20 protein-coding genes are annotated in these 17,798 nt (G+C 64.7%); 17 read left to right on the forward strand and 3 right to left on the reverse strand.

Annotated elements, in window-relative coordinates:
• Positions 1 to 9 precede the first annotated feature (9 nt).
• The 15 genes from rplE (at position 10) to ACZK4Z_RS04135 (ending at position 9,300) form a co-directional block, all read left to right on the forward strand.
• Positions 10 to 552 carry a 50S ribosomal protein L5 gene (gene rplE, locus ACZK4Z_RS04065; protein WP_004154491.1) on the forward strand — a complete coding sequence of 181 codons (543 nt, stop codon included), beginning with the start codon at positions 10 to 12 and terminating at the stop codon, positions 550 to 552.
• Between the two features lie 18 nt (positions 553 to 570).
• Positions 571 to 876 (forward strand): 30S ribosomal protein S14, encoded by a 306-nt coding sequence (rpsN, locus tag ACZK4Z_RS04070; protein ID WP_005408209.1) that lies wholly within the window; start codon positions 571 to 573, stop codon positions 874 to 876.
• 258 nt (positions 877 to 1,134) lie between these two features.
• A complete protein-coding gene (gene rpsH / locus ACZK4Z_RS04075; protein WP_005408210.1) occupies positions 1,135 to 1,533 on the forward strand; it encodes a 30S ribosomal protein S8 in 399 nt (132 codons plus the stop codon).
• Positions 1,534 to 1,551: 18 nt separating this feature from the next.
• Positions 1,552 to 2,076, forward strand: a complete 525-nt coding sequence (gene rplF, locus ACZK4Z_RS04080; RefSeq protein ID WP_010483977.1) for a 50S ribosomal protein L6 — start codon at positions 1,552 to 1,554, stop codon at positions 2,074 to 2,076.
• An 80-nt stretch (positions 2,077 to 2,156) separates the two neighbouring features.
• On the forward strand, positions 2,157 to 2,516 hold the full coding sequence (gene rplR / locus ACZK4Z_RS04085; protein WP_024957318.1) for a 50S ribosomal protein L18: 360 nt from the start codon (positions 2,157 to 2,159) through the stop codon (positions 2,514 to 2,516).
• A gap of 161 nt (positions 2,517 to 2,677) precedes the next feature.
• Positions 2,678 to 3,220 carry a 30S ribosomal protein S5 gene (rpsE, locus tag ACZK4Z_RS04090; RefSeq protein WP_004145411.1) on the forward strand — a complete coding sequence of 181 codons (543 nt, stop codon included), beginning with the start codon at positions 2,678 to 2,680 and terminating at the stop codon, positions 3,218 to 3,220.
• On the forward strand, positions 3,213 to 3,404 hold the full coding sequence (rpmD, locus tag ACZK4Z_RS04095) for a 50S ribosomal protein L30 (RefSeq protein WP_004145412.1): 192 nt from the start codon (positions 3,213 to 3,215) through the stop codon (positions 3,402 to 3,404). The genes rpsE and rpmD overlap by 8 nt, the downstream gene beginning before the upstream one ends.
• Positions 3,405 to 3,410: 6 nt before the next feature.
• Positions 3,411 to 3,854, forward strand: a complete 444-nt coding sequence (gene rplO / locus ACZK4Z_RS04100) for a 50S ribosomal protein L15 (RefSeq protein ID WP_004154498.1) — start codon at positions 3,411 to 3,413, stop codon at positions 3,852 to 3,854.
• 7 nt (positions 3,855 to 3,861) lie between these two features.
• Positions 3,862 to 5,229, forward strand: coding sequence for a preprotein translocase subunit SecY (gene secY / locus ACZK4Z_RS04105; protein ID WP_125895182.1), 1,368 nt, complete (start codon positions 3,862 to 3,864; stop codon positions 5,227 to 5,229).
• A 347-nt stretch (positions 5,230 to 5,576) separates the two neighbouring features.
• Complete coding sequence (gene rpsM / locus ACZK4Z_RS04110; protein WP_004154500.1) at positions 5,577 to 5,933, forward strand: 30S ribosomal protein S13; 357 nt, start codon at positions 5,577 to 5,579, stop codon at positions 5,931 to 5,933.
• Positions 5,934 to 5,944: 11 nt separating this feature from the next.
• Positions 5,945 to 6,334 carry a 30S ribosomal protein S11 gene (gene rpsK, locus ACZK4Z_RS04115; protein WP_004145443.1) on the forward strand — a complete coding sequence of 130 codons (390 nt, stop codon included), beginning with the start codon at positions 5,945 to 5,947 and terminating at the stop codon, positions 6,332 to 6,334.
• Positions 6,335 to 6,349: 15 nt separating this feature from the next.
• Complete coding sequence (gene rpsD / locus ACZK4Z_RS04120; protein ID WP_004145446.1) at positions 6,350 to 6,979, forward strand: 30S ribosomal protein S4; 630 nt, start codon at positions 6,350 to 6,352, stop codon at positions 6,977 to 6,979.
• Positions 6,980 to 7,034: 55 nt separating this feature from the next.
• Complete coding sequence (locus ACZK4Z_RS04125) at positions 7,035 to 8,033, forward strand: DNA-directed RNA polymerase subunit alpha (protein ID WP_010483975.1); 999 nt, start codon at positions 7,035 to 7,037, stop codon at positions 8,031 to 8,033.
• A 191-nt stretch (positions 8,034 to 8,224) separates the two neighbouring features.
• Positions 8,225 to 8,608: a 50S ribosomal protein L17 gene (gene rplQ / locus ACZK4Z_RS04130; RefSeq protein WP_005408217.1), complete on the forward strand. Its 384-nt coding sequence runs from the start codon at positions 8,225 to 8,227 to the stop codon at positions 8,606 to 8,608.
• Between the two features lie 185 nt (positions 8,609 to 8,793).
• Positions 8,794 to 9,300, forward strand: coding sequence for a disulfide bond formation protein B (locus ACZK4Z_RS04135; protein WP_010483974.1), 507 nt, complete (start codon positions 8,794 to 8,796; stop codon positions 9,298 to 9,300).
• A 64-nt stretch (positions 9,301 to 9,364) separates the two neighbouring features.
• Here ACZK4Z_RS04135 and ACZK4Z_RS04140 read toward each other — a convergent pair whose 3' ends face one another.
• Positions 9,365 to 11,491, reverse strand: coding sequence for a TonB-dependent receptor (locus ACZK4Z_RS04140; RefSeq protein WP_125895985.1), 2,127 nt, complete (start codon positions 11,489 to 11,491; stop codon positions 9,365 to 9,367).
• Positions 11,492 to 11,712: 221 nt separating this feature from the next.
• On the opposite strand from ACZK4Z_RS04140, the gene ACZK4Z_RS04145 reads away from it, so the two are divergent.
• Positions 11,713 to 13,104 carry a class II 3-deoxy-7-phosphoheptulonate synthase gene (locus tag ACZK4Z_RS04145; RefSeq protein ID WP_125895984.1) on the forward strand — a complete coding sequence of 464 codons (1,392 nt, stop codon included), beginning with the start codon at positions 11,713 to 11,715 and terminating at the stop codon, positions 13,102 to 13,104.
• Positions 13,105 to 13,326: 222 nt separating this feature from the next.
• Here ACZK4Z_RS04145 and ACZK4Z_RS04150 read toward each other — a convergent pair whose 3' ends face one another.
• Entirely contained in the window at positions 13,327 to 14,241 is a 915-nt protein-coding gene (locus ACZK4Z_RS04150; protein WP_107314970.1) for an IS110 family RNA-guided transposase, read from the reverse strand.
• 733 nt (positions 14,242 to 14,974) lie between these two features.
• Between ACZK4Z_RS04150 and ACZK4Z_RS04155 the strand changes: the two genes are divergently transcribed.
• Entirely contained in the window at positions 14,975 to 16,117 is a 1,143-nt protein-coding gene (locus tag ACZK4Z_RS04155; RefSeq protein ID WP_125896002.1) for a mechanosensitive ion channel family protein, read from the forward strand.
• A gap of 56 nt (positions 16,118 to 16,173) precedes the next feature.
• On the opposite strand, the gene ACZK4Z_RS04160 is transcribed toward ACZK4Z_RS04155, so the two are convergent.
• The gene (locus ACZK4Z_RS04160; protein WP_478451194.1) at positions 16,174 to 17,796 is read right to left on the reverse strand and encodes an amidase; all 1,623 of its coding nucleotides are present in this window, start codon (positions 17,794 to 17,796) and stop codon (positions 16,174 to 16,176) included.
• Positions 17,797 to 17,798 lie beyond the last annotated feature (2 nt).

Raw genomic sequence — 17,798 nt, forward strand, 5'->3', positions numbered from 1 at the left:
AATGAGAAGATGAGTTCCCGTCTCGAAAAGTTCTACAAGGACGAAGTGGTGCCGGCGCTGATGAAGCAGTTCGGCTACACCAATCCGATGGAAGTGCCGAAGCTGGTCAAGGTCACCCTGAACATGGGTGTCGGCGAAGCGGCCACCAACAAGAAGATCCTGGAAAACGCCGTCGGCGACATGACCAAGATTTCCGGCCAGAAGCCGGTTGTCACCAAGTCGCGTGTGTCGGTTGCGTCGTTCAAGATCCGCGATGGTTGGCCGATCGGCTGCAAGACCACGCTGCGTCGCCACAAGATGTACGAGTTCCTGGATCGCCTGATCAACATCTCGCTGCCGCGCGTGCGCGACTTCCGTGGTGTTTCCGGTCGTTCCTTCGACGGCCGCGGCAACTTCAACATGGGTGTGAAGGAGCAGATCATCTTCCCGGAAATCGACTTCGACGCCGTCGACGCGATCCGCGGTATGGATATCGCCATCACCACCACTGCGAAGACCGACGCGGAAGCGAAGGCGCTGCTGGCAGCGTTCAAGTTCCCGTTCCGTAACTGATCTGTCGAGGAAACCGAAATGGCAAAGACCTCCATGGTCAACCGCGACATCAAGCGGGAAAAGCTGGCAAAGAAGTACGCTGAAAAGCGTGCAGCTCTGAAGAAGATCGTGTCCTCCGTGGACGCGACCTACGAAGAGAAGATCGACGCCGCAACCAAGCTGGCCAAGCTGCCGCGCGATTCGTCGCCGAGCCGCCAGCGCAACCGTTGCGAGCTGTCGGGTCGTCCGCGTGGCGTCTACAGCAAGTTCGGCCTGGGCCGTAACAAGCTGCGTGAAGCCACCATGCGTGGCGACGTCCCGGGTCTGCGCAAGGCCAGCTGGTAATCCCAGCCGGCCCTGCGATCAGGCGCCCCTTCGGGGGTGCCTGAACCGGGCAGGGGAGGCATTCAGCTTTCCCGACGCAAAAAAACCGAAGAGCCCGGCGCAAGCCGGGCTCTTTTGGCGTATACTCCCGCGTCTTGCCCTGTGCAAACGGGGTTGTAGGAGTGGGCCCTTGGCCCGCTGCATCAAGGGACCTGGCCCGTTTCCAGGAGACAACAGATTTTCGCGAAAGCGGATATCGGTGCACTCAAAGGTACTCATATGAGCATGACTGATCCCATCGCCGACCTGCTGGTCCGCATCAAGAATGCGGCCGCGGTTGGCAAGCAGACGGTGAAAGCCCCGTCGTCCAAGATCAAGGTTGCGATCGCCCAGGTCCTGAAGGACGAGGGTTACATCACCGACCTGCGCGTGACCCAGCTGGAAAACAACAAGTCCGAGCTGGAAATCGTGCTGAAGTATTTCGAAGGCAAGCCGGTCATCGCGACCCTGAAGCGCTTCTCGCGTTCGGGCCTGCGCCAGTACCGCGGCAAGAGCGAGCTGCCGAAGGTCATGAACGGCCTGGGTATCTCCATCATTTCCACCTCCAAGGGCATCATGACTGATGCGCAGGCGCGCCAGCTGGGCGTCGGCGGCGAAGTCCTGTGCTTCGTGGCCTAAGGCGAAAGGAGTAGAACTATGTCCCGCGTAGCCAAGAAGCCGATCGACCTGGGTAAGGTTGAACTGAACGTCCAGTCGGACAGCGTCACCGCCAAGGGCCCGAAGGGTTCCCTGTCGCTGGCCAAGCCGGCCGGTATTGCCATCAACGTCGACAACGGCGTTGCCACCCTGAGCACCGAGAACGCCGAGCTGGTCGCACTGACCGGTACCGTGCGTGCGATCCTGGCCAACATGGTCAAGGGCGTGTCCGAAGGCTTCGAGCGCAAGCTGGAGCTGGTCGGCGTGGGTTACCGCGCTGCCATGCAGGGCAAGGACCTGAGCCTGTCGCTGGGCTTCTCGCACCCGGTCGTGTTCGTGGCGCCGGAAGGCATCACCATCACCACCCCGACCCAGACCGAGATCCTGGTCCAGGGCGCTGACAAGCAGGTCGTCGGTGAAGTTGCCGCCAAGATCCGTGCGTTCCGCAAGCCGGAGCCGTACAAGGGCAAGGGCGTGAAGTACTCCGACGAAGTCATCATCCGTAAGGAAGCCAAGAAGGCGTAAGTGCGAGTCCCTCGCAAGAGCCCGCACATCCTTGTGCGGACTCCTCAGGGAAAAGCCCAACCTTCAGCTTTCAAGGAATAATCAAAATGAACAAGAACATCGCCCGCCTGCGTCGCGCCAAGTCGACCCGCGCCCACATCCGTGAGCTCGGCGTCGCCCGCCTGTCGGTGCTGCGCACCGGCCAGCACCTGTACGCCCAGGTCTTCACCGCCGACGGTTCCAAGGTGCTGGCTGCTGCCAACACCACCCAGACCGACGTCATGGAAGGCCTGAAGAACGGCAAGAACGCCGACGCCGCCGCCAAGGTCGGCCGTATCGTCGCTGAGCGCGCCAAGGCCGCCGGCGTCGAGAAGGTTGCCTTCGATCGTTCGGGCTACCGCTACCACGGCCGCATCAAGGCCCTGGCAGAAGCCGCCCGCGAAGCCGGCCTGCAGTTCTAAGGGATAAGGGCAGGGGACCTGTGGTCTCCTGCCCGCCTGCTCGCCCGCCTGAGTGAGGCTGGACGGCGCCACTCTTCTGCAGTGGCCCACCGGAACAACGCGACATTCCACAACCATAAGCGGCCCCGAGCCGTACATACCCAAACTACCAAGGAATCAAAATGGCAGAAGAGCGTCAGCAGCGGGGTCGCGATCGCGACCGTAACCGCGAAGAGAAAGTCGATGACGGCATGATCGAAAAGCTGGTCGCGGTCAACCGCGTCAGCAAGACCGTCAAGGGTGGCCGCCAGTTCACCTTCACCGCCCTGACCGTGGTCGGCGACGGCGAAGGCAAGGTCGGTTTCGGCTATGGCAAGGCCCGCGAAGTGCCGGTCGCCATCCAGAAGTCGATGGAACAGGCCCGCAAGAACCTGGTCAGCGTTGACCTGAACAACGGCACCCTGTGGCACACCATCAAGGATGGTCACGGCGCAGCCCGCGTGTTCATGCAGCCGGCTTCGGAAGGTACCGGCGTCATCGCCGGCGGTGCCATGCGCGCCGTGCTGGAAGCCGTTGGCGTGAAGAACGTGCTGGCCAAGGCCACCGGTTCGCGCAACCCGATCAACCTGGTGCGTGCCACCGTGAAGGGCCTGTCTGCTGCGCAGTCGCCGGCTCGCATCGCGGCCAAGCGCGGCAAGAAGGTGGAGGAACTCAACCATGGCTAATGAGTCCAACAAGACTGTGAAGGTGCGCCTGGTGCGCGGCCTGCGTGGTGCTCAGTCGCGTCACCGCCTGTCGGTGCGTGCTCTGGGTCTGAACAAGCTCAACGATGTGCGTGAACTGAAGGACAGCCCGCAGGTTCGCGGTCTGATCAACACCGTTCACTACCTCGTCAAGGTTGAGGAGTAATCGATCATGACTCTGCGTCTCAATGAACTGAGCCCGGCACCGGGCGCCCGCACCGAGCGCACCCGCGTCGGTCGCGGTATCGGCTCGGGCCTGGGCAAGACTGCCGGCCGCGGCCACAAGGGTTCGTTCGCCCGTAAGGGTGGCGGCAAGATCAAGGCTGGCTTCGAAGGCGGCCAGACCCCCATGCAGCGTCGTCTGCCGAAGATCGGCTTCCGTTCGCCGATCGCCAAGGACACCGCTGAAGTGCTGCTGTACGCGCTGGACAAGCTGCCGGCCGGTGAGATCGACTTCGCCGCCCTGCGTGCTGCCAAGCTGGTCCCGAGCACTGCAAAGAAGGCCAAGGTCGTCGTCAAGGGCGAAGTGACCAAGGCGTTCACCCTGAAGGGTATCGCTGCCACGGCTGGTGCCAAGGCTGCGATCGAAGCTGCCGGCGGCAGCGTAACGGAGTAAGAAAATCATGGCGCAAGCTGGCATCGGTAACCTCGCGGGCGGAATGGGCAAGTTCACTGAACTTCGCCAACGTTTGCTGTTCGTCGTCGGGGCTTTGATCGTCTATCGCATCGGCTGCTACGTGCCGGTGCCGGGCGTCAATCCCGATGCCATGCTTGCCATGATGCAACAGCAGGGCGGCGGCATCGTGGACATGTTCAACATGTTCTCGGGCGGCGCCCTGCACCGTTTCAGCATCTTCGCGCTGAACGTGATGCCGTACATTTCGGCATCGATCGTGATGCAGCTGGCCGTGCACATCTTCCCCGCCCTGAAGGCGATGCAGAAGGAAGGTGAGTCCGGCCGCCGCAAGATCACCCAGTATTCGCGCATCGGCGCCGTGCTGCTGGCAGTGGTGCAGGGCGGCTCGATCGCACTGGCCCTGCAGGGCCAGGTCTCGCCGTCGGGCGCTCCGGTCGTGTACGCGCCGGGCATGGGCTTCGTGCTCACCGCCGTGGTCGCGCTGACCGCCGGCACCATGTTCCTGATGTGGGTCGGTGAGCAGGTCACCGAGCGCGGCATCGGCAATGGCGTGTCGCTGATCATCTTCGCCGGTATCGTCGCTGGCCTGCCGGGTGCGATCATCCACACCTTCGACGCCTACCGCGACGGCAACATCCAGTTCATCCAGCTGCTGCTGATCGCCATCGTCGTGCTCGCCTTCACCTTCTTCGTGGTGTTCGTCGAGCGTGGCCAGCGCCGGATCACGGTCAACTACGCGCGCCGCCAGGGCGGTCGCAACGCGTACATGAACCAGACCTCGTTCCTGCCGCTGAAGCTCAACATGGCCGGCGTCATCCCGGCGATCTTCGCCTCGAGCCTGCTGGCCTTCCCGGCCACCCTGGCCATGTGGTCCGGCCAGGCTGCCAACCAGAGCAGCTTCGGCCAGGCCCTGCAGAAGGTCGCCAACGCGCTCGGCCCGGGCGAGCCGCTGCACATGATCGTGTTCGCTGCGCTGATCACCGGTTTCGCGTTCTTCTATACCGCGCTGGTGTTCAACTCGCAGGAAACCGCCGACAACCTGAAGAAGTCGGGCGCGCTGATTCCGGGCATCCGTCCGGGCAAGGCCACTGCCGATTACATCGACGGCGTGCTGACCCGCCTGACCGCGGCCGGCTCGGCCTACCTGGTGATCGTCTGCCTGCTGCCGGAGCTGATGCGCACGCAGCTGAACGCCTCGTTCTACTTCGGCGGTACTTCGCTGCTGATCGTGGTGGTGGTGGTGATGGACTTCATCGCCCAGGTGCAGGCGCACCTGATGTCCCACCAGTACGAGAGCCTGCTGAAGAAGGCCAACCTGAAGGGTGGCAACCGCGGCGGTTTTGCCCGCGGCTGATTGGCCTGTTATACTTTCGTCTTCCTGACGTGATGGTCCCTCCGCTTCGCGGACTCCGGCCACACAAACGAAGGGCGGCCCCCGCAGCGGTTCCGGGTGGGGGTGTGATGAGGTGGTCCCGCGCTGGAGTAGCGCGGGCGGCTCCGGGGGAAACCCCAGGTCCAACCCCATCCGGCGCCGGAGCCTGGGCACACTCCCCAGGCCGGGTTCATGAAACCAATGGTTTCACGGGCTTCCATGTAAACCGGAACCTTGTTAGTATCGCTAGTTCACTTTTTTGATCCATCCTGCCGGATTGGCGTGCCCGAGGCGCGCTGTCGGCCATCACTCAGCTGGAGAACCGCGTCATGGCGCGTATTGCAGGCGTCAACCTGCCAGCCCAGAAGCACGTCTGGGTCGGGTTGCAAAGCATTTACGGCATCGGCCGTACCCGTTCGAAGAAGGTCTGCGAAGTCGCAGGCGTTGCTTCGACCACCAAGATCCGCGATCTGTCGGAGCCGGAAATCGAGCGCCTGCGCGCCGAAGTCGGCAAGTACATCGTGGAAGGCGATCTGCGCCGTGAGATCGGCATCGCGATCAAGCGCCTGATGGACCTGGGCTGCTACCGCGGCCTGCGTCACCGTCGTGGCCTCCCGCTGCGTGGCCAGCGCACCCGTACCAACGCCCGCACCCGCAAGGGTCCGCGCAAGGCGATCAAGAAGTAAGGGACTGAGAAATGGCTAAGCCCGCTGCTAAGACCAAGAAGAAGATCAAGCGCGTCGTCACCGACGGCGTTGCCCACGTCCACGCTTCGTTCAACAACACCATCGTCACCATCACCGACCGCCAGGGCAACGCTCTGTCGTGGGCGACCTCCGGTGGCGCTGGCTTCCGCGGTTCGCGCAAGTCGACCCCGTTCGCTGCCCAGGTGGCTGCTGAAAAGGCCGGTCGTGCTGCGCTGGACTACGGCGTGAAGTCGCTGGAAGTCCGCATCAAGGGCCCGGGTCCGGGCCGTGAGTCGGCCGTGCGTTCGTTGAACAACGTCGGCTACAAGATCACCAACATCATCGACGTGACGCCTATCCCGCACAACGGGTGCCGTCCGCCGAAGAAGCGTCGCGTCTAAAGGGAGCGATAAGAAATGGCTCGTTATATCGGTCCTACCTGTAAGCTCGCCCGTCGCGAAGGCGCCGACCTGTCCCTGAAGAGCCCGGCGCGTGCGCTGGACTCGAAGTGCAAGCTGGAGCAGAAGCCCGGCCAGCACGGCGCCACTGCCCGCAAGGGCAAGCTGTCCGACTACGCCACCCAGCTGCGTGAAAAGCAGAAGGTCAAGCGTATCTACGGCCTGCTGGAGCGTCAGTTCCGCAACTACTACAAGAAGGCCTCGACCAAGAAGGGCAACACCGGCGAGAACCTGCTGCAGCTGCTGGAAACCCGCCTGGACAACGTCGTCTACCGCATGGGCTTCGCCGTGACCCGTCCGGCTGCCCGTCAGCTGGTGTCGCACCGCGGCGTCACCGTGAATGGCAAGTCGGTCAACCTGGCTTCGTACCAGGTCAAGGCTGGCGACGCCATCGCTCTGTCTGAAAAGGCTGCCAAGCAGCTGCGCGTCCAGGAAGCCCTGACCGTCGCCGCCCAGCATGACCTGAGCCCGTCGTGGGTTGAAGTGGATTCCGGTAAGTTCACCGGCATCTTCAAGGCTGTTCCGGATCGTTCGGATCTGCCTGCGGACATCAACGAAGCGCTGATCGTCGAGCTGTATTCGAAGTAATTCACATTGGAGAGCCCCCGGCGACGGCCGGGGGTTCACTAGGAGAACCCGCAACATGACGGTTACCGCCAACCAGGTTCTGCGTCCTCGCGGTCCGCAGATCGAACGCCTTACCGACACCCGTGCAAAGGTCGTTATCGAACCTTTGGAGCGGGGTTACGGGCATACGCTGGGTAATGCCCTGCGTCGCGTGCTGCTGTCGTCCATCCCGGGCTTCGCCATCACGGAAGTCGAAATCGACGGCGTGTTGCATGAGTACACCACGGTCGAAGGTCTGCAGGAGGACGTGCTCGAAGTCCTGCTGAACCTCAAGGACGTGGCCATCCGTATGCACTCCGGCGACAGCGCCACCCTGTCCCTGTCCAAGCAGGGCCCGGGCGTTGTCACCGCTGCCGACATCAAGGTCGACCACAATGTGGAGATCCTGAACGGCGAACACGTGATCTGCCACCTGACCAAGGATACGGCGATCAACATGCGTCTGAAGATCGAACGTGGTTTCGGCTACCAGCCGGCTGCCGCGCGTCGTCGTCCGGACGAAGAAACCCGTGCCATCGGCCGTCTGGTCCTGGATGCCTCGTTCTCGCCGGTCCGCCGCGTCGCCTATGCCGTGGAAGCGGCCCGCGTCGAACAGCGTACCGACCTGGACAAGCTGGTCATCGATATCGAGACCAACGGCACCATCGACGCCGAGGAAGCCGTGCGCACCGCCGCCGACATCCTCAGCGACCAGCTGTCGGTGTTCGGTGACTTCACCCACCGCGACCGCGGTGCAGCCAAGCCGGCCAACAACGGCGTGGATCCGGTGCTGCTGCGCCCGATCGACGATCTGGAGCTGACCGTGCGTTCGGCCAACTGCCTGAAGGCTGAAAGCATCTACTACATCGGCGATCTGATCCAGAAGACCGAAGTGGAGCTGCTGAAGACCCCGAACCTGGGCAAGAAGTCGCTCACCGAGATCAAGGAAGTGCTGGCTCAGCGCGGCCTGTCGCTCGGCATGAAGCTGGAGAACTGGCCGCCGGCCGGTGTCGCCAGCCACGGCATGCTGGGCTGATATCGGTAATGTCTGAAGGCTCCACCGTTCGCGGTGGGGCCTTCAACGCAACACAACATGCCATGACGAACCCCAGGTTCGCGTGGCAGGTCGTCCAGGACGGGCGGCCAGGACCAACCGCAGTCCGCGCAGCAACGCCAGGATGGCGACAACGATCCGCACAGTCTCATCATTAACCAAGGAATATCACCATGCGTCACCAGAAGTCTGGCCGTAAGTTCAGCCGTACCAGCGCCCACCGCGAAGCGATGTTCAAGAACATGGCTGCCTCGCTGTTCAAGCACGAGCTGATCAAGACCACCCTGCCGAAGGCCAAGGAACTGCGCCGCGTTGCCGAGCCGCTGATCACCCTGGCCAAGGTCGATTCCGTCGCCAACCGCCGTCTGGCCTTCGCCCGCCTGCGCGACAACGAAGCCGTGGGCAACCTGTTCACCATCCTGGGCCCGCGCTACGCGAACCGTCCGGGCGGCTACCTGCGTCTGCTGAAGTGCGGCTTCCGCGCTGGCGACAACGCGCCGATGGCCTACGTCGAGCTGGTTGACCGTCCGGTCGTGGCCGAGGAAGTGGCCGAGTAATCGGACCGCTCCAATGCGACACAGCGAAAGCCCGGCCTCTGCCGGGCTTTTGCGTTTCCGGGGGCGGATCCCTTTCTGCAGGAAAGGGCTCTGACCCACACCGTTCCGACAGGCGTCACCTGTGGCGGTTCGAATGGCGCGCACTCTCGGTTACGCTTGGCGCCTGATCCATTCGAGCGTTGACGATGAATCCACTGCGCTGGCCCTTCCGCGCCCAGTTCTTCCTGGGCTTCCTGATCTGCGCGGGCCTGCTTGGCTACGCGATCTTCCTGCAGCTGAAGATGGGCCTGGAGCCGTGTCCGCTGTGCATCTTCCAGCGCCTGGCCTTCGCTGCGCTTGGCCTGCTGTTCCTGATCGGTGCACTGCATGGTCCGTCCAACCGCCCCGGACGCGCGACCTATGGCGTGCTGGCGTTCATTGCCGCCGCAGTGGGTGTCGGCATCGCCGCGCGCCACGTCTACGTGCAGATGCTGCCGCCGGAAATGGGGTCCACCTGTGGCCCGCCGCTGGCCTTCCTGAGCGAGACCATGGGGCCGCTGGAAGTGTTCCGCACGGTGCTGACCGGCACTGGCAACTGCGGCAACATCGACTGGACCTTCCTCGGCCTGACCATGCCGATGTGGTCGGGCGTGTGGTTCGTGCTGCTGGCGCTGTGGGCGCTGGTGGTGTCGCTGCGCAAGGTCAAGCGCTGAAGCAGGGTAGTGCCGGCCGCTGGCCGGCACACCGCGGGAATGCCGGCCAGCGGCCGGCACTATCTCAGAAATCCTGCTGCAGGCTCAGGTAGGCGCCGCGGCGCGGTCCCCATTGCGGGGCGAACACGCCGACGCCACCGCCATCGCGCAGCTGGTAGCTGCGGTCCAACGCGTTGATCACCGCCAGCTGCACATGCAGTGGATGGCCGCTGTCGACGTTGAAGTCGTGCCCGGCGCTGAGGTTCACCTGCAGGTAGGACGGCAGCTCGCCACCGTTGGGTACGCCCTCGATGTCCGAACGCAGGCCACTGCCGAACACGTAGTTGGCCCCGATCCGGTTGTGCCCGGTGAAGGCGTAGCTGAGCCCCCCCGACGACGTCAGCTTCTGGTCGTGGTCGAGGTGGATCCAGTGGTCGGCCACATAGGCCAGCGCATCTGGATCGAGGTTGTACTCGCTGGTGATGACCTGGGTGCCGATCGCCTTGTTGTAGGCCGCGTTGAAGTAGGCACTGAACGGGCCGTTGCTGTAGTCGGCACTGAACTCCAGGCCACGGATGTGTCCGCGGCGGTAGTTGAAGGTCGAGTAGATGTAGGCGGCGCCGAACTGGCCTTCGTCCTGCAGGCGCGCGACGCGGCGGTCGTAAGCGTCCAGGCCCAGGGTCAGGTGTTCACCCAGCTGCTGCGAGACGCCGATGTTGTAGTAGTCGCTGCGCTCGGCCAGCGGCGTGTTGTTGCCGCCGCTGGGCTGCTGGTTGGTGGTGCCGTCGTACAGGGCGATGTCGCTGCTGGCGATCAGTTCACTGGCCGGTGGCGTGAAATAGCGCGAATAGCCGGCATGCACGGTGGTGCTGTCGCTGGCATTCCAGACCACGCCCACGCGCGGGCTGAGCTGGCCCTCGGTGCGGCCGAAGGCCTTGTAGCGGTCACCGCGCAGACCGTAGTTGACGGTCCAGTCGTCGCCGATTTTCCACTCATCCTGTACGTACAACGCCAGCGTGCTGGCATGGAAGGCGCTGTGGTCAGGAATCAGCAGCGGCGTGGTGCTGGACTGCTGGCCGCCGTCATCAACCGGGAACACCCAGCTGTTGCTGCTGGCCCGTGCGTTCTCGTAGTTGCCGTACAAGCCGTAGCGCAGCGTGTGGTCGTTGCCCAGTGGTGTGGAGAAGTCGGCCTGCAGGGTGTTGGCACGGTTGCTGCGCTGCACCTGCGAGGCGACGCCACTGAACACCAGATCGCCGATGACGTCCGGGTTGAACGCTGCATCGCTGTAGCGCTGCCCGGCGGACAGCTGGTAGGCGGTGTTGCCCAGCGTGCCCTGCAGTACCAGCATGCCGAAGCGGGTGGTCTCGCGTTGGGTCTCATCCAGCTGGCTGGAATCGAAGGTGGTGGTGTCCAGGTAACCGAACTGCGGCGTCTGCCCCGGATTGACCGGAATCTGGAAACGGTTGTTGGCGAAACCGGCGAACACACTCAGACGGGTGTTCTCGTTGACCAGGTAGGTCAGGTCGGCGAAGGCCTTGCCCTGGTGGGTATCGTCGTGCAACGGCTTGCGCGAGTTGGTCGGATTCTCCAGGCCGACTTCGTTCTGGTCGTAGTTGCCGGTCAGGAACCAGCTCCAGCGTCCCTGGTTGCCCCACCAGGAGGCATTCGGGTTCACCTTGCCGAACGAGCCGGTGGTCAGTCCGGCGCTGCCACCGTTGCCCAGCTCGGCGCCATTGCGGGTGGTGATGTCGACCACCGCCGCGGTGCGCTCGCCGAACTGCGCCGGCAACGCGCCGTCCATCAGGCGGATGCTCTTGATGGTGCGCGCATCCAGGGTCTGGCCGAAGCCGGAAATCGACTCGGGCAGCAGTACGCCGTTGATCCGGTACTGCAGGTTGGCGTGGTCGCCGCGCACGTGCACGCCGCCATAGGAATCCTGGACCACGCCGGGTGCCTGCAGCAGCACCTGGCTGAGCGGCGCGGAGGCGCCCAGCGGCTGCTTCTGGATGTCCTCGGCGGTGATCTGGTACTGGCTGCTGCCGATGTCCGGCGACAACGCGTTGCGGGCCTGGTCGAGCTGGGCGCTGACGGTGACCGTGTCCAGGTCCTTGACCGCAGGCCCGGCGCCATCGGCGGCGGCCGCGAAGGCGGGCAGGGTGGCCAGGGCCAGGGCGAAGGTGATGCCGGTAGCGAGGGGCGAGGGCTTCATGATGGGAAGAGTGATGGCAGGGCGTGGAAGGGGCCGGTCCATGACGTGGAAGTGTTACTCCGTAACAGCTCATGCGCCTGCCTTGAGCGGCTGACCATGCTGGATCTGGCTGCTCGCATCGGCCTTTCCCTGCCGTTCAGGCGGCCTGGCCGAGCAGGTCGGCCCTTTGCGCCAGCGGCTGGCTCTGCGACCATGACCGCCCCCCATCCCGGAAGTCTGCAATGAGCCTGTCCGCCGTTCCGCCCGTGCCCGATCCCGCCGCAGCCGCCACTGGCGCCGCCTGGTCGCCGGAGAGCTGGCGTGGCAAGACCGCGCTGCAGATGCCGATCTACCCGGACCCGGTGGCGCTGGACGCCGCCCTGCACGAGCTGAAGCGGCTGCCGCCGCTGGTGACTTCCTGGGAGATCCTGGCGCTGAAGCAGCAGCTGGCCGAGGCGCAGGAAGGCAAGCGCTTCCTGCTGCAGGGCGGCGACTGCGCGGAGAACTTCAGCGACTGCGAATCGGGCACCATTTCCAACCGGCTGAAGGTGCTGCTGCAGATGAGCCTGGTGCTGGTGCATGGCCTGCGCCAGCCGGTGATCCGCGTCGGCCGTTTCGCCGGCCAGTACGCCAAGCCGCGTTCGGCCGATACCGAGACCCGCGACGGCGTGACCCTGCCCAGCTACCGCGGTGATGTCATCAACGCGCCGGCCTTCACCGAAGCGGCGCGGCTGCCGGATCCGAAGCGGATGCTGCAGGCCCACGCGCACTCGGCGATGACCATGAACTTCGTGCGTGCGCTGATCGACGGCGGTTTCGCTGACCTGCACCACCCCGAGTACTGGAACCTGGAATGGGTGAGCCATTCGCCGTTGGCCGCCGACTACCAGAAGATGGTGGCCTCGATCGGCGATGCAGTGCATTTCATGGAGACCCTGGCCGGGGCCCGCGTGCACAACCTCAACCGCATCGATTTCTACACCTCGCATGAAGCGCTGCTGTTGCCCTACGAGCAGGCGTTGACCCGGCAGGTGCCGCGCCAGCAGGGCTGGTTGAACCTGAGCACGCACTACCCGTGGATCGGCATGCGCACGGCCGCGCTCGATGGCGCGCACGTGGAATACCTGCGTGGCGTGCGCAACCCTATCGCGATCAAGGTCGGCCCATCGGTGACGCCGGACCAGCTACTGCGCCTGATTGATGTGCTCAACCCGCATGACGAGCCGGGTCGACTGAGCTTCATTCACCGCATGGGTGCAGCGCAGATCGCCGAGAAGCTGCCGCCGCTGCTGGATGCGGTCAAGCGCGATGGCCGCCGCGTGCTGTGGGTCTGCGACGCGATGCATGGCAATACCGAGAGCACCGCCAATGGCTTCAAGACGCGCCGCTTCGACAACGTGCGTGGCGAAGTGGAGATGTCGTTTGATCTGCACGCGGCCGCAGGAACGCGACTGGGCGGTGTGCACCTGGAGCTGACCGGCGAAGACGTGACCGAGTGCACCGGTGGCGCGCGCGAACTGACCGAACGTGACCTGGAGCGCGCCTACCGTTCGACGGTGGACCCGCGGTTGAACTACGAGCAGTCGCTGGAGATCGCGATGGCGATCGTGCGCAAGCAGGAACAAGTGCGGTAAGGGTTTTTCGGCAGGGCTTGCAGCCCTGCACCTGCTGCAGTCAACGTCAACGTCAACAGCGGGCATTCCGTGGGTTGGCGGGGCGGTGTCGGAGTGCGGGGGACGCCGCAAGTACGTCCGTGTAGCAACTGTGTTGCTGGAGAGTCTCAGGCCCGTCAGGTAAACGGGCACGGTAGTGCCGGCCGCTGGCCGGCAGCCTTTGGTCTTTCGCCCTGGCTCGCCTCAGGCGGGGACTAGCCCGCTTTCAGCGTCGCGCACACGGGCGTTGAGGATGACCAGCATCTTCCGCATCACTGCCACGATGGCCACCTTGCCTTCCTTGCCGCGGGCTCGTAGCGACTGGTAAAAATCGCGCAGCCGAGGTTCATGCCGCATGGCCGACATTGCCGCCATGTAGAGCACTTGCCGGATTTCGGCTCTTCCACCGTGGATGCTTCGTTTTCCTCTCATCGTGCCGCTGTCGTGGGACATCGGGGCTACCCCGACCAGGCTGGCGATGCGCTTGCCAGTGATCCTGCCAAGCTCTGGCAGATAGCTGGCTAGAACTGCCTGCAGCACAGGCCCTACGCCCTTCATCGACTTCAGCATCTTCAGTTGAGGCTGCTGACCAACCTGCTCGACGATCTGCTTGCCCAGACGCTCAACCAACGTTTGTAGGCGGGTGATGTTGCCCTGCAGTAGTCGGCGCAGTTCACGATCAAGCACCATTTCCTGCTGTTGCCGCGCGATGGTCAGGGCGTCCATCGCCTGCCGACGTGCCCGAACGAACTCCCGCATCTTCTGCTGCCAAGACTGCAGCGGCTGATAGGGAGGCAGCTTCACCAGGGCGGCCATCTGCGCTAACGCGTAGGCATCCAAACGGTCGGTTTTGGCAATCTGACCCAACCCCTGAGCCAGTTTCCGGGCGCGCAAGGCATTGGCACGGGCCACCGGATGACCGGCCTTGTGCAGGAAATCCAGCACCGGCTGCTCATAGCCACCCGTGGCTTCAAGCACGATCTGGCGGGTCGGACGCTTCTTCAGCCAAACATCCAGTTCAGAAAACCCGGAGCGGTTGTTGCTGACCTGCAGGGTTTCTCCGTCCGTCGTACCGATATCCAGCTGACGCTTGCTGACATCAATCCCGATCCCGTTCATCACCTGACTCCGTATAGTCTGGAAGGGTCGAGAGCTCCCCCGCTTGCCCAGTCTTATCGCTTCGAGTGGTCGCTCCAGCAACTGTTCGGGCGGATCAAGGGAGATTCCGGCGTGGGCGCCAAGCTACATGGCGATCGTCGCGATCCTGGTTACGGATCGTCGAGATCTAGGCTCGCACGGCGGCCCACGCCGGCTCTCGACGCCTACGCTGCCAGATTCCGATCAGATAAGGCTTGGCAGCCGCATCCATGCGGCTGACACCCCGCACTCCGACACCGCCCCGCCTCTGACAGATTCCGGCGGCTGTTGGTAGGTGTCGACCTTGGTCGACACGGTAGATCCACGCTATGCGTGGATGAATTTCCAATGGAATCGAATATTTCGATATCTGTGAGATTTGAGCCGAGCATGGCTCGGCTCTACAAAAAATGCCGACAGATCGCAGAAAACTGTCGAAGGCGGGGTGGGTCCGGTTGCGGGGGCGTGAGCCGCATGGATGCGGCGACCGAGCTTACATGGACGTACTTGCAGCGTCCCCCGCAAGCGGACCCGCCCCGCCACCCCACAGGAAACCCGCTTCTGCTTCGGCTGTTGCTGTTGCTGTTGCTTCGGCTCGCAGCAGGTGCAGGGCTGCAAGCCCTGCCGATCAACACCCTCCTTACGAACGACTGACGTGACACTCATGCGTCATGCGCGAGGCTGTCCGCTTGCTGTTCGAGTGGAGGTGGCAACGGTGCACTGGCAAAGCGCACAGGCCTACGCATGGCCGTTGGGATTGGCAGCAGTAGTGGGTGGCATCGGCGCGTGGCTGATCCTCTGGATCTACCATCGATTGAAAGGGCGTGATCGCCGGCGTGCACGCATCGGTCGCGTGCTCGGGTTACCACTGGCCACCGCATGGCCGCTGCTGTTGTTGATCCCCGCATTGCAGGCCACGCCACTGCAGGAGCCGGTGCTGGGCAACCTGCAGCATGTGCTGCACATCGCGCTGACCGCGTGCTTCATCTGGTTGCTGGTACGCGCGGTGGCGGCGGGCGAGCGCGCGATCCTGCGCAGTCATCCCATCGATGTCTCCGACAATCTGGAAGCGCGCCGCATCCAGACCCAGACGCGGGTGCTCAGCCGCGTGCTGATGGGCGGCATCATCGTGCTGGGCGCATCGCTGGTGCTGTTGACCTTCCCGATGGTGCAGAAGATCGGCACCGCGCTGCTGGCATCGGCAGGCCTGATCGGCCTGGTGGCGGGTATCGCGGCCAAGCCGGTGTTCGGCAACCTGATCGCTGGCCTGCAGATTGCGGTGACGCAGCCGATCCGGCTGGATGACGTGGTGATCGTCGAGGGCGAGTGGGGCCGCATCGAGGAGATCGGCAGCAGCTATGTGGTGGTGCGCATCTGGGATGAGCGACGGATGGTGGTGCCGCTGACCTGGTTCATCGAAAACCCGTTCCAGAACTGGACGCGGCGCAGCGCCGATCTGCTCGGCACCGCGTTCCTGTGGTTGGACTACCGTGCGCCGATTGCCGCGATCCGCGCTGAGCTGGAACGCATCTGCCGTGGCGAAGCGCTGTGGGATGGCCGGGTCTGCGTGACCCAGGTGACCGAGACCAGCGAGCGTGCGATCCAGGTGCGCCTGCTGGTCAGCGCGCGCAGCTCGGGCGATGCCTTCGATCTGCGTTGCCTGGTGCGCGAGCGCATGCTCGATTTCCTCGCCCGTGAGCATCCGCAGTCGCTGCCGCAGGTGCGTGCGCGGCTGCAACACGAAGATGAGCTGGATATGCCGCGCGGTCCACGTGCACGCACCGCGGATGTGCGTTCGCCGGGTGCTGAAGATGGTGAGGCGGCAATCGTGCCGGTGGAGCCGGAACCCGGACGGTAGCGCCGGCCGCTGGCCGGCAACTCCGGATCTGCCGGCCAGCGGCCGGCACTACCGGATCACGGCTCGCCAGCGTCGATCAGTGCGTCGGTATCGAAGTGCGGTGGGCGCCGCGCGCGCGTGCGCTGTTCGTAGGCGTAGGCCATCTCGATCAGCTTCGGCTCGCTCCAGGCGGTGCCCATGAACAGCAGACCCACCGGCAGACCATCGATCTGCCCCATCGGCACGGTGAGGCTGGGATAGCCGGCCACGGCGGCGGCGCTGTAGCTTTCACCGGGGAAGTCGTCGCCTTCGCTGCGGATCGGCCATGCCACGCCGGTGGTGGGCGCCACCAGTGCATCAAGCTGGTGGGCGGCGAGGGCGGCATCGATGCCTTCCGGGCCGGCCAGCCGGCGCGCATCGCTGCGGGCGCGGATATAGGCGGGGTCGGCCAGGCCGGCGGTGGCATCGGCCTCCACCAGCAGCTCCTGGCCGAACAGGCCCAGTTCCTGCTTGCTGTGCGCCTGGTTGAAGGCGATCAGTTCGGCCAGGCTGCGCAATGGTGCGCGGTGGGTGCTGAAATAGCGCTCCAGCCCGGCCTTGAATTCGTACAGCAGCAGCGTGCGCTCGGCCTCGGCCCAGGCGCCCTGGTTGGGCAGCTCCACCGGCACCACCACGGCGCCGGCGCGGCGCAGCTCGGTTGCCGCCTGTTCGATCAGTGGCGGCATGCCACGGTACTTCAGCAGCGGTGTCTGCAGCAGGCCGATGCGCTTGCCGCGCAGGCCCTGCGGGTCCAGTCGCGCGGTGTAGTCGTAGACCGCACGGCCGGGCATGGTCGCGGTGGCCGGATCGGCATCGTCGCGGCTGGCGATCGCGGTCAGCACGGCGGCAGCGTCGGCGACGCTGCGTGCCATCGGCCCGGCAGTGTCCTGGCTGAAGGAAATCGGGATGATGCCCTCGCGGCTGACCAGGCCGACCGTCGGCTTCAGGCCGACCACGCCGTTGATCGCCGCCGGGCAGACGATGCTGCCGTCGGTTTCGGTGCCGATCGCCACGCTGGCCAGGTTGGCGGCCACTGCCACCGCGCTGCCGCTGCTGGAACCACACGGCGAATGGCTGATGCGATAGGGGTTGCGGGTCTGGCCGCCACGCGCGCTCCAGCCGGAGATCGAATCATTGCCGCGGAAGTTGGCCCATTCGCTGAGGTTGGTCTTGCCCAGCACCACCGCACCGGCGTCGCGCAGCCGGCGCACCAGGTAGGCGTCATCCGGGCGGAAGCCCTGCAGGGCCAGCGAACCCGCACTGGTGGCCATCGGCGCGGCGTTGATGTTGTCCTTCAACAGCAGCGGGATGCCATGCAGCGGGCCGCGCAGGCGGCCGTCACGGCGTTCGCGGTCGCGCGCGGCGGCTTCCTTCAGGGCATCGGGGTTGAGCTCGATCACCGCGCGCAGGCGCGGCCCGGTGCGGTCCAGCGCGGCGATGCGCTGCAGGTAGGCCTGGGTCAGGGTGGTGCTGTCCAGTTCCCCGGCGGTCATCCGCGCCTGCAGGTCGGCGACATCGGTTTCGGCGTACGGGAACGGCACGTTGCGGCTCGCAGGTTCGGCCGCATGCGCGCTGGGCGTGGCCGGGCTGCAGCCAGCCGAAAGCAGCGCCGGCAGCGCGGCGAGCAGGCAGGTCAGCAGAGGCGGCAAGGACGGGCGCATGG

It is taken from the genome of Stenotrophomonas sp. 71799_Sma, assembly GCF_056482505.1.

Coding starts and splice junctions, on each gene's coding strand:
- rplE (WP_004154491.1), top strand. CDS start 10: ATGAGTTCCCGTCTCGAAAAGTTCTACAAGGACGAAGTGGTGCCGGCG.
- rpsN (WP_005408209.1), top strand. CDS start 571: ATGGCAAAGACCTCCATGGTCAACCGCGACATCAAGCGGGAAAAGCTG.
- rpsH (WP_005408210.1), top strand. CDS start 1,135: ATGAGCATGACTGATCCCATCGCCGACCTGCTGGTCCGCATCAAGAAT.
- rplF (WP_010483977.1), top strand. CDS start 1,552: ATGTCCCGCGTAGCCAAGAAGCCGATCGACCTGGGTAAGGTTGAACTG.
- rpsE (WP_004145411.1), top strand. CDS start 2,678: ATGGCAGAAGAGCGTCAGCAGCGGGGTCGCGATCGCGACCGTAACCGC.
- rpmD (WP_004145412.1), top strand. CDS start 3,213: ATGGCTAATGAGTCCAACAAGACTGTGAAGGTGCGCCTGGTGCGCGGC.
- rplO (WP_004154498.1), top strand. CDS start 3,411: ATGACTCTGCGTCTCAATGAACTGAGCCCGGCACCGGGCGCCCGCACC.
- secY (WP_125895182.1), top strand. CDS start 3,862: ATGGCGCAAGCTGGCATCGGTAACCTCGCGGGCGGAATGGGCAAGTTC.
- rpsM (WP_004154500.1), top strand. CDS start 5,577: ATGGCGCGTATTGCAGGCGTCAACCTGCCAGCCCAGAAGCACGTCTGG.
- rpsK (WP_004145443.1), top strand. CDS start 5,945: ATGGCTAAGCCCGCTGCTAAGACCAAGAAGAAGATCAAGCGCGTCGTC.
- rpsD (WP_004145446.1), top strand. CDS start 6,350: ATGGCTCGTTATATCGGTCCTACCTGTAAGCTCGCCCGTCGCGAAGGC.
- ACZK4Z_RS04125 (WP_010483975.1), top strand. CDS start 7,035: ATGACGGTTACCGCCAACCAGGTTCTGCGTCCTCGCGGTCCGCAGATC.
- rplQ (WP_005408217.1), top strand. CDS start 8,225: ATGCGTCACCAGAAGTCTGGCCGTAAGTTCAGCCGTACCAGCGCCCAC.
- ACZK4Z_RS04135 (WP_010483974.1), top strand. CDS start 8,794: ATGAATCCACTGCGCTGGCCCTTCCGCGCCCAGTTCTTCCTGGGCTTC.
- ACZK4Z_RS04140 (WP_125895985.1), bottom strand. CDS start 11,491: ATGAAGCCCTCGCCCCTCGCTACCGGCATCACCTTCGCCCTGGCCCTG.
- ACZK4Z_RS04145 (WP_125895984.1), top strand. CDS start 11,713: ATGAGCCTGTCCGCCGTTCCGCCCGTGCCCGATCCCGCCGCAGCCGCC.
- ACZK4Z_RS04150 (WP_107314970.1), bottom strand. CDS start 14,241: ATGAACGGGATCGGGATTGATGTCAGCAAGCGTCAGCTGGATATCGGT.
- ACZK4Z_RS04160 (WP_478451194.1), bottom strand. CDS start 17,796: ATGCGCCCGTCCTTGCCGCCTCTGCTGACCTGCCTGCTCGCCGCGCTG.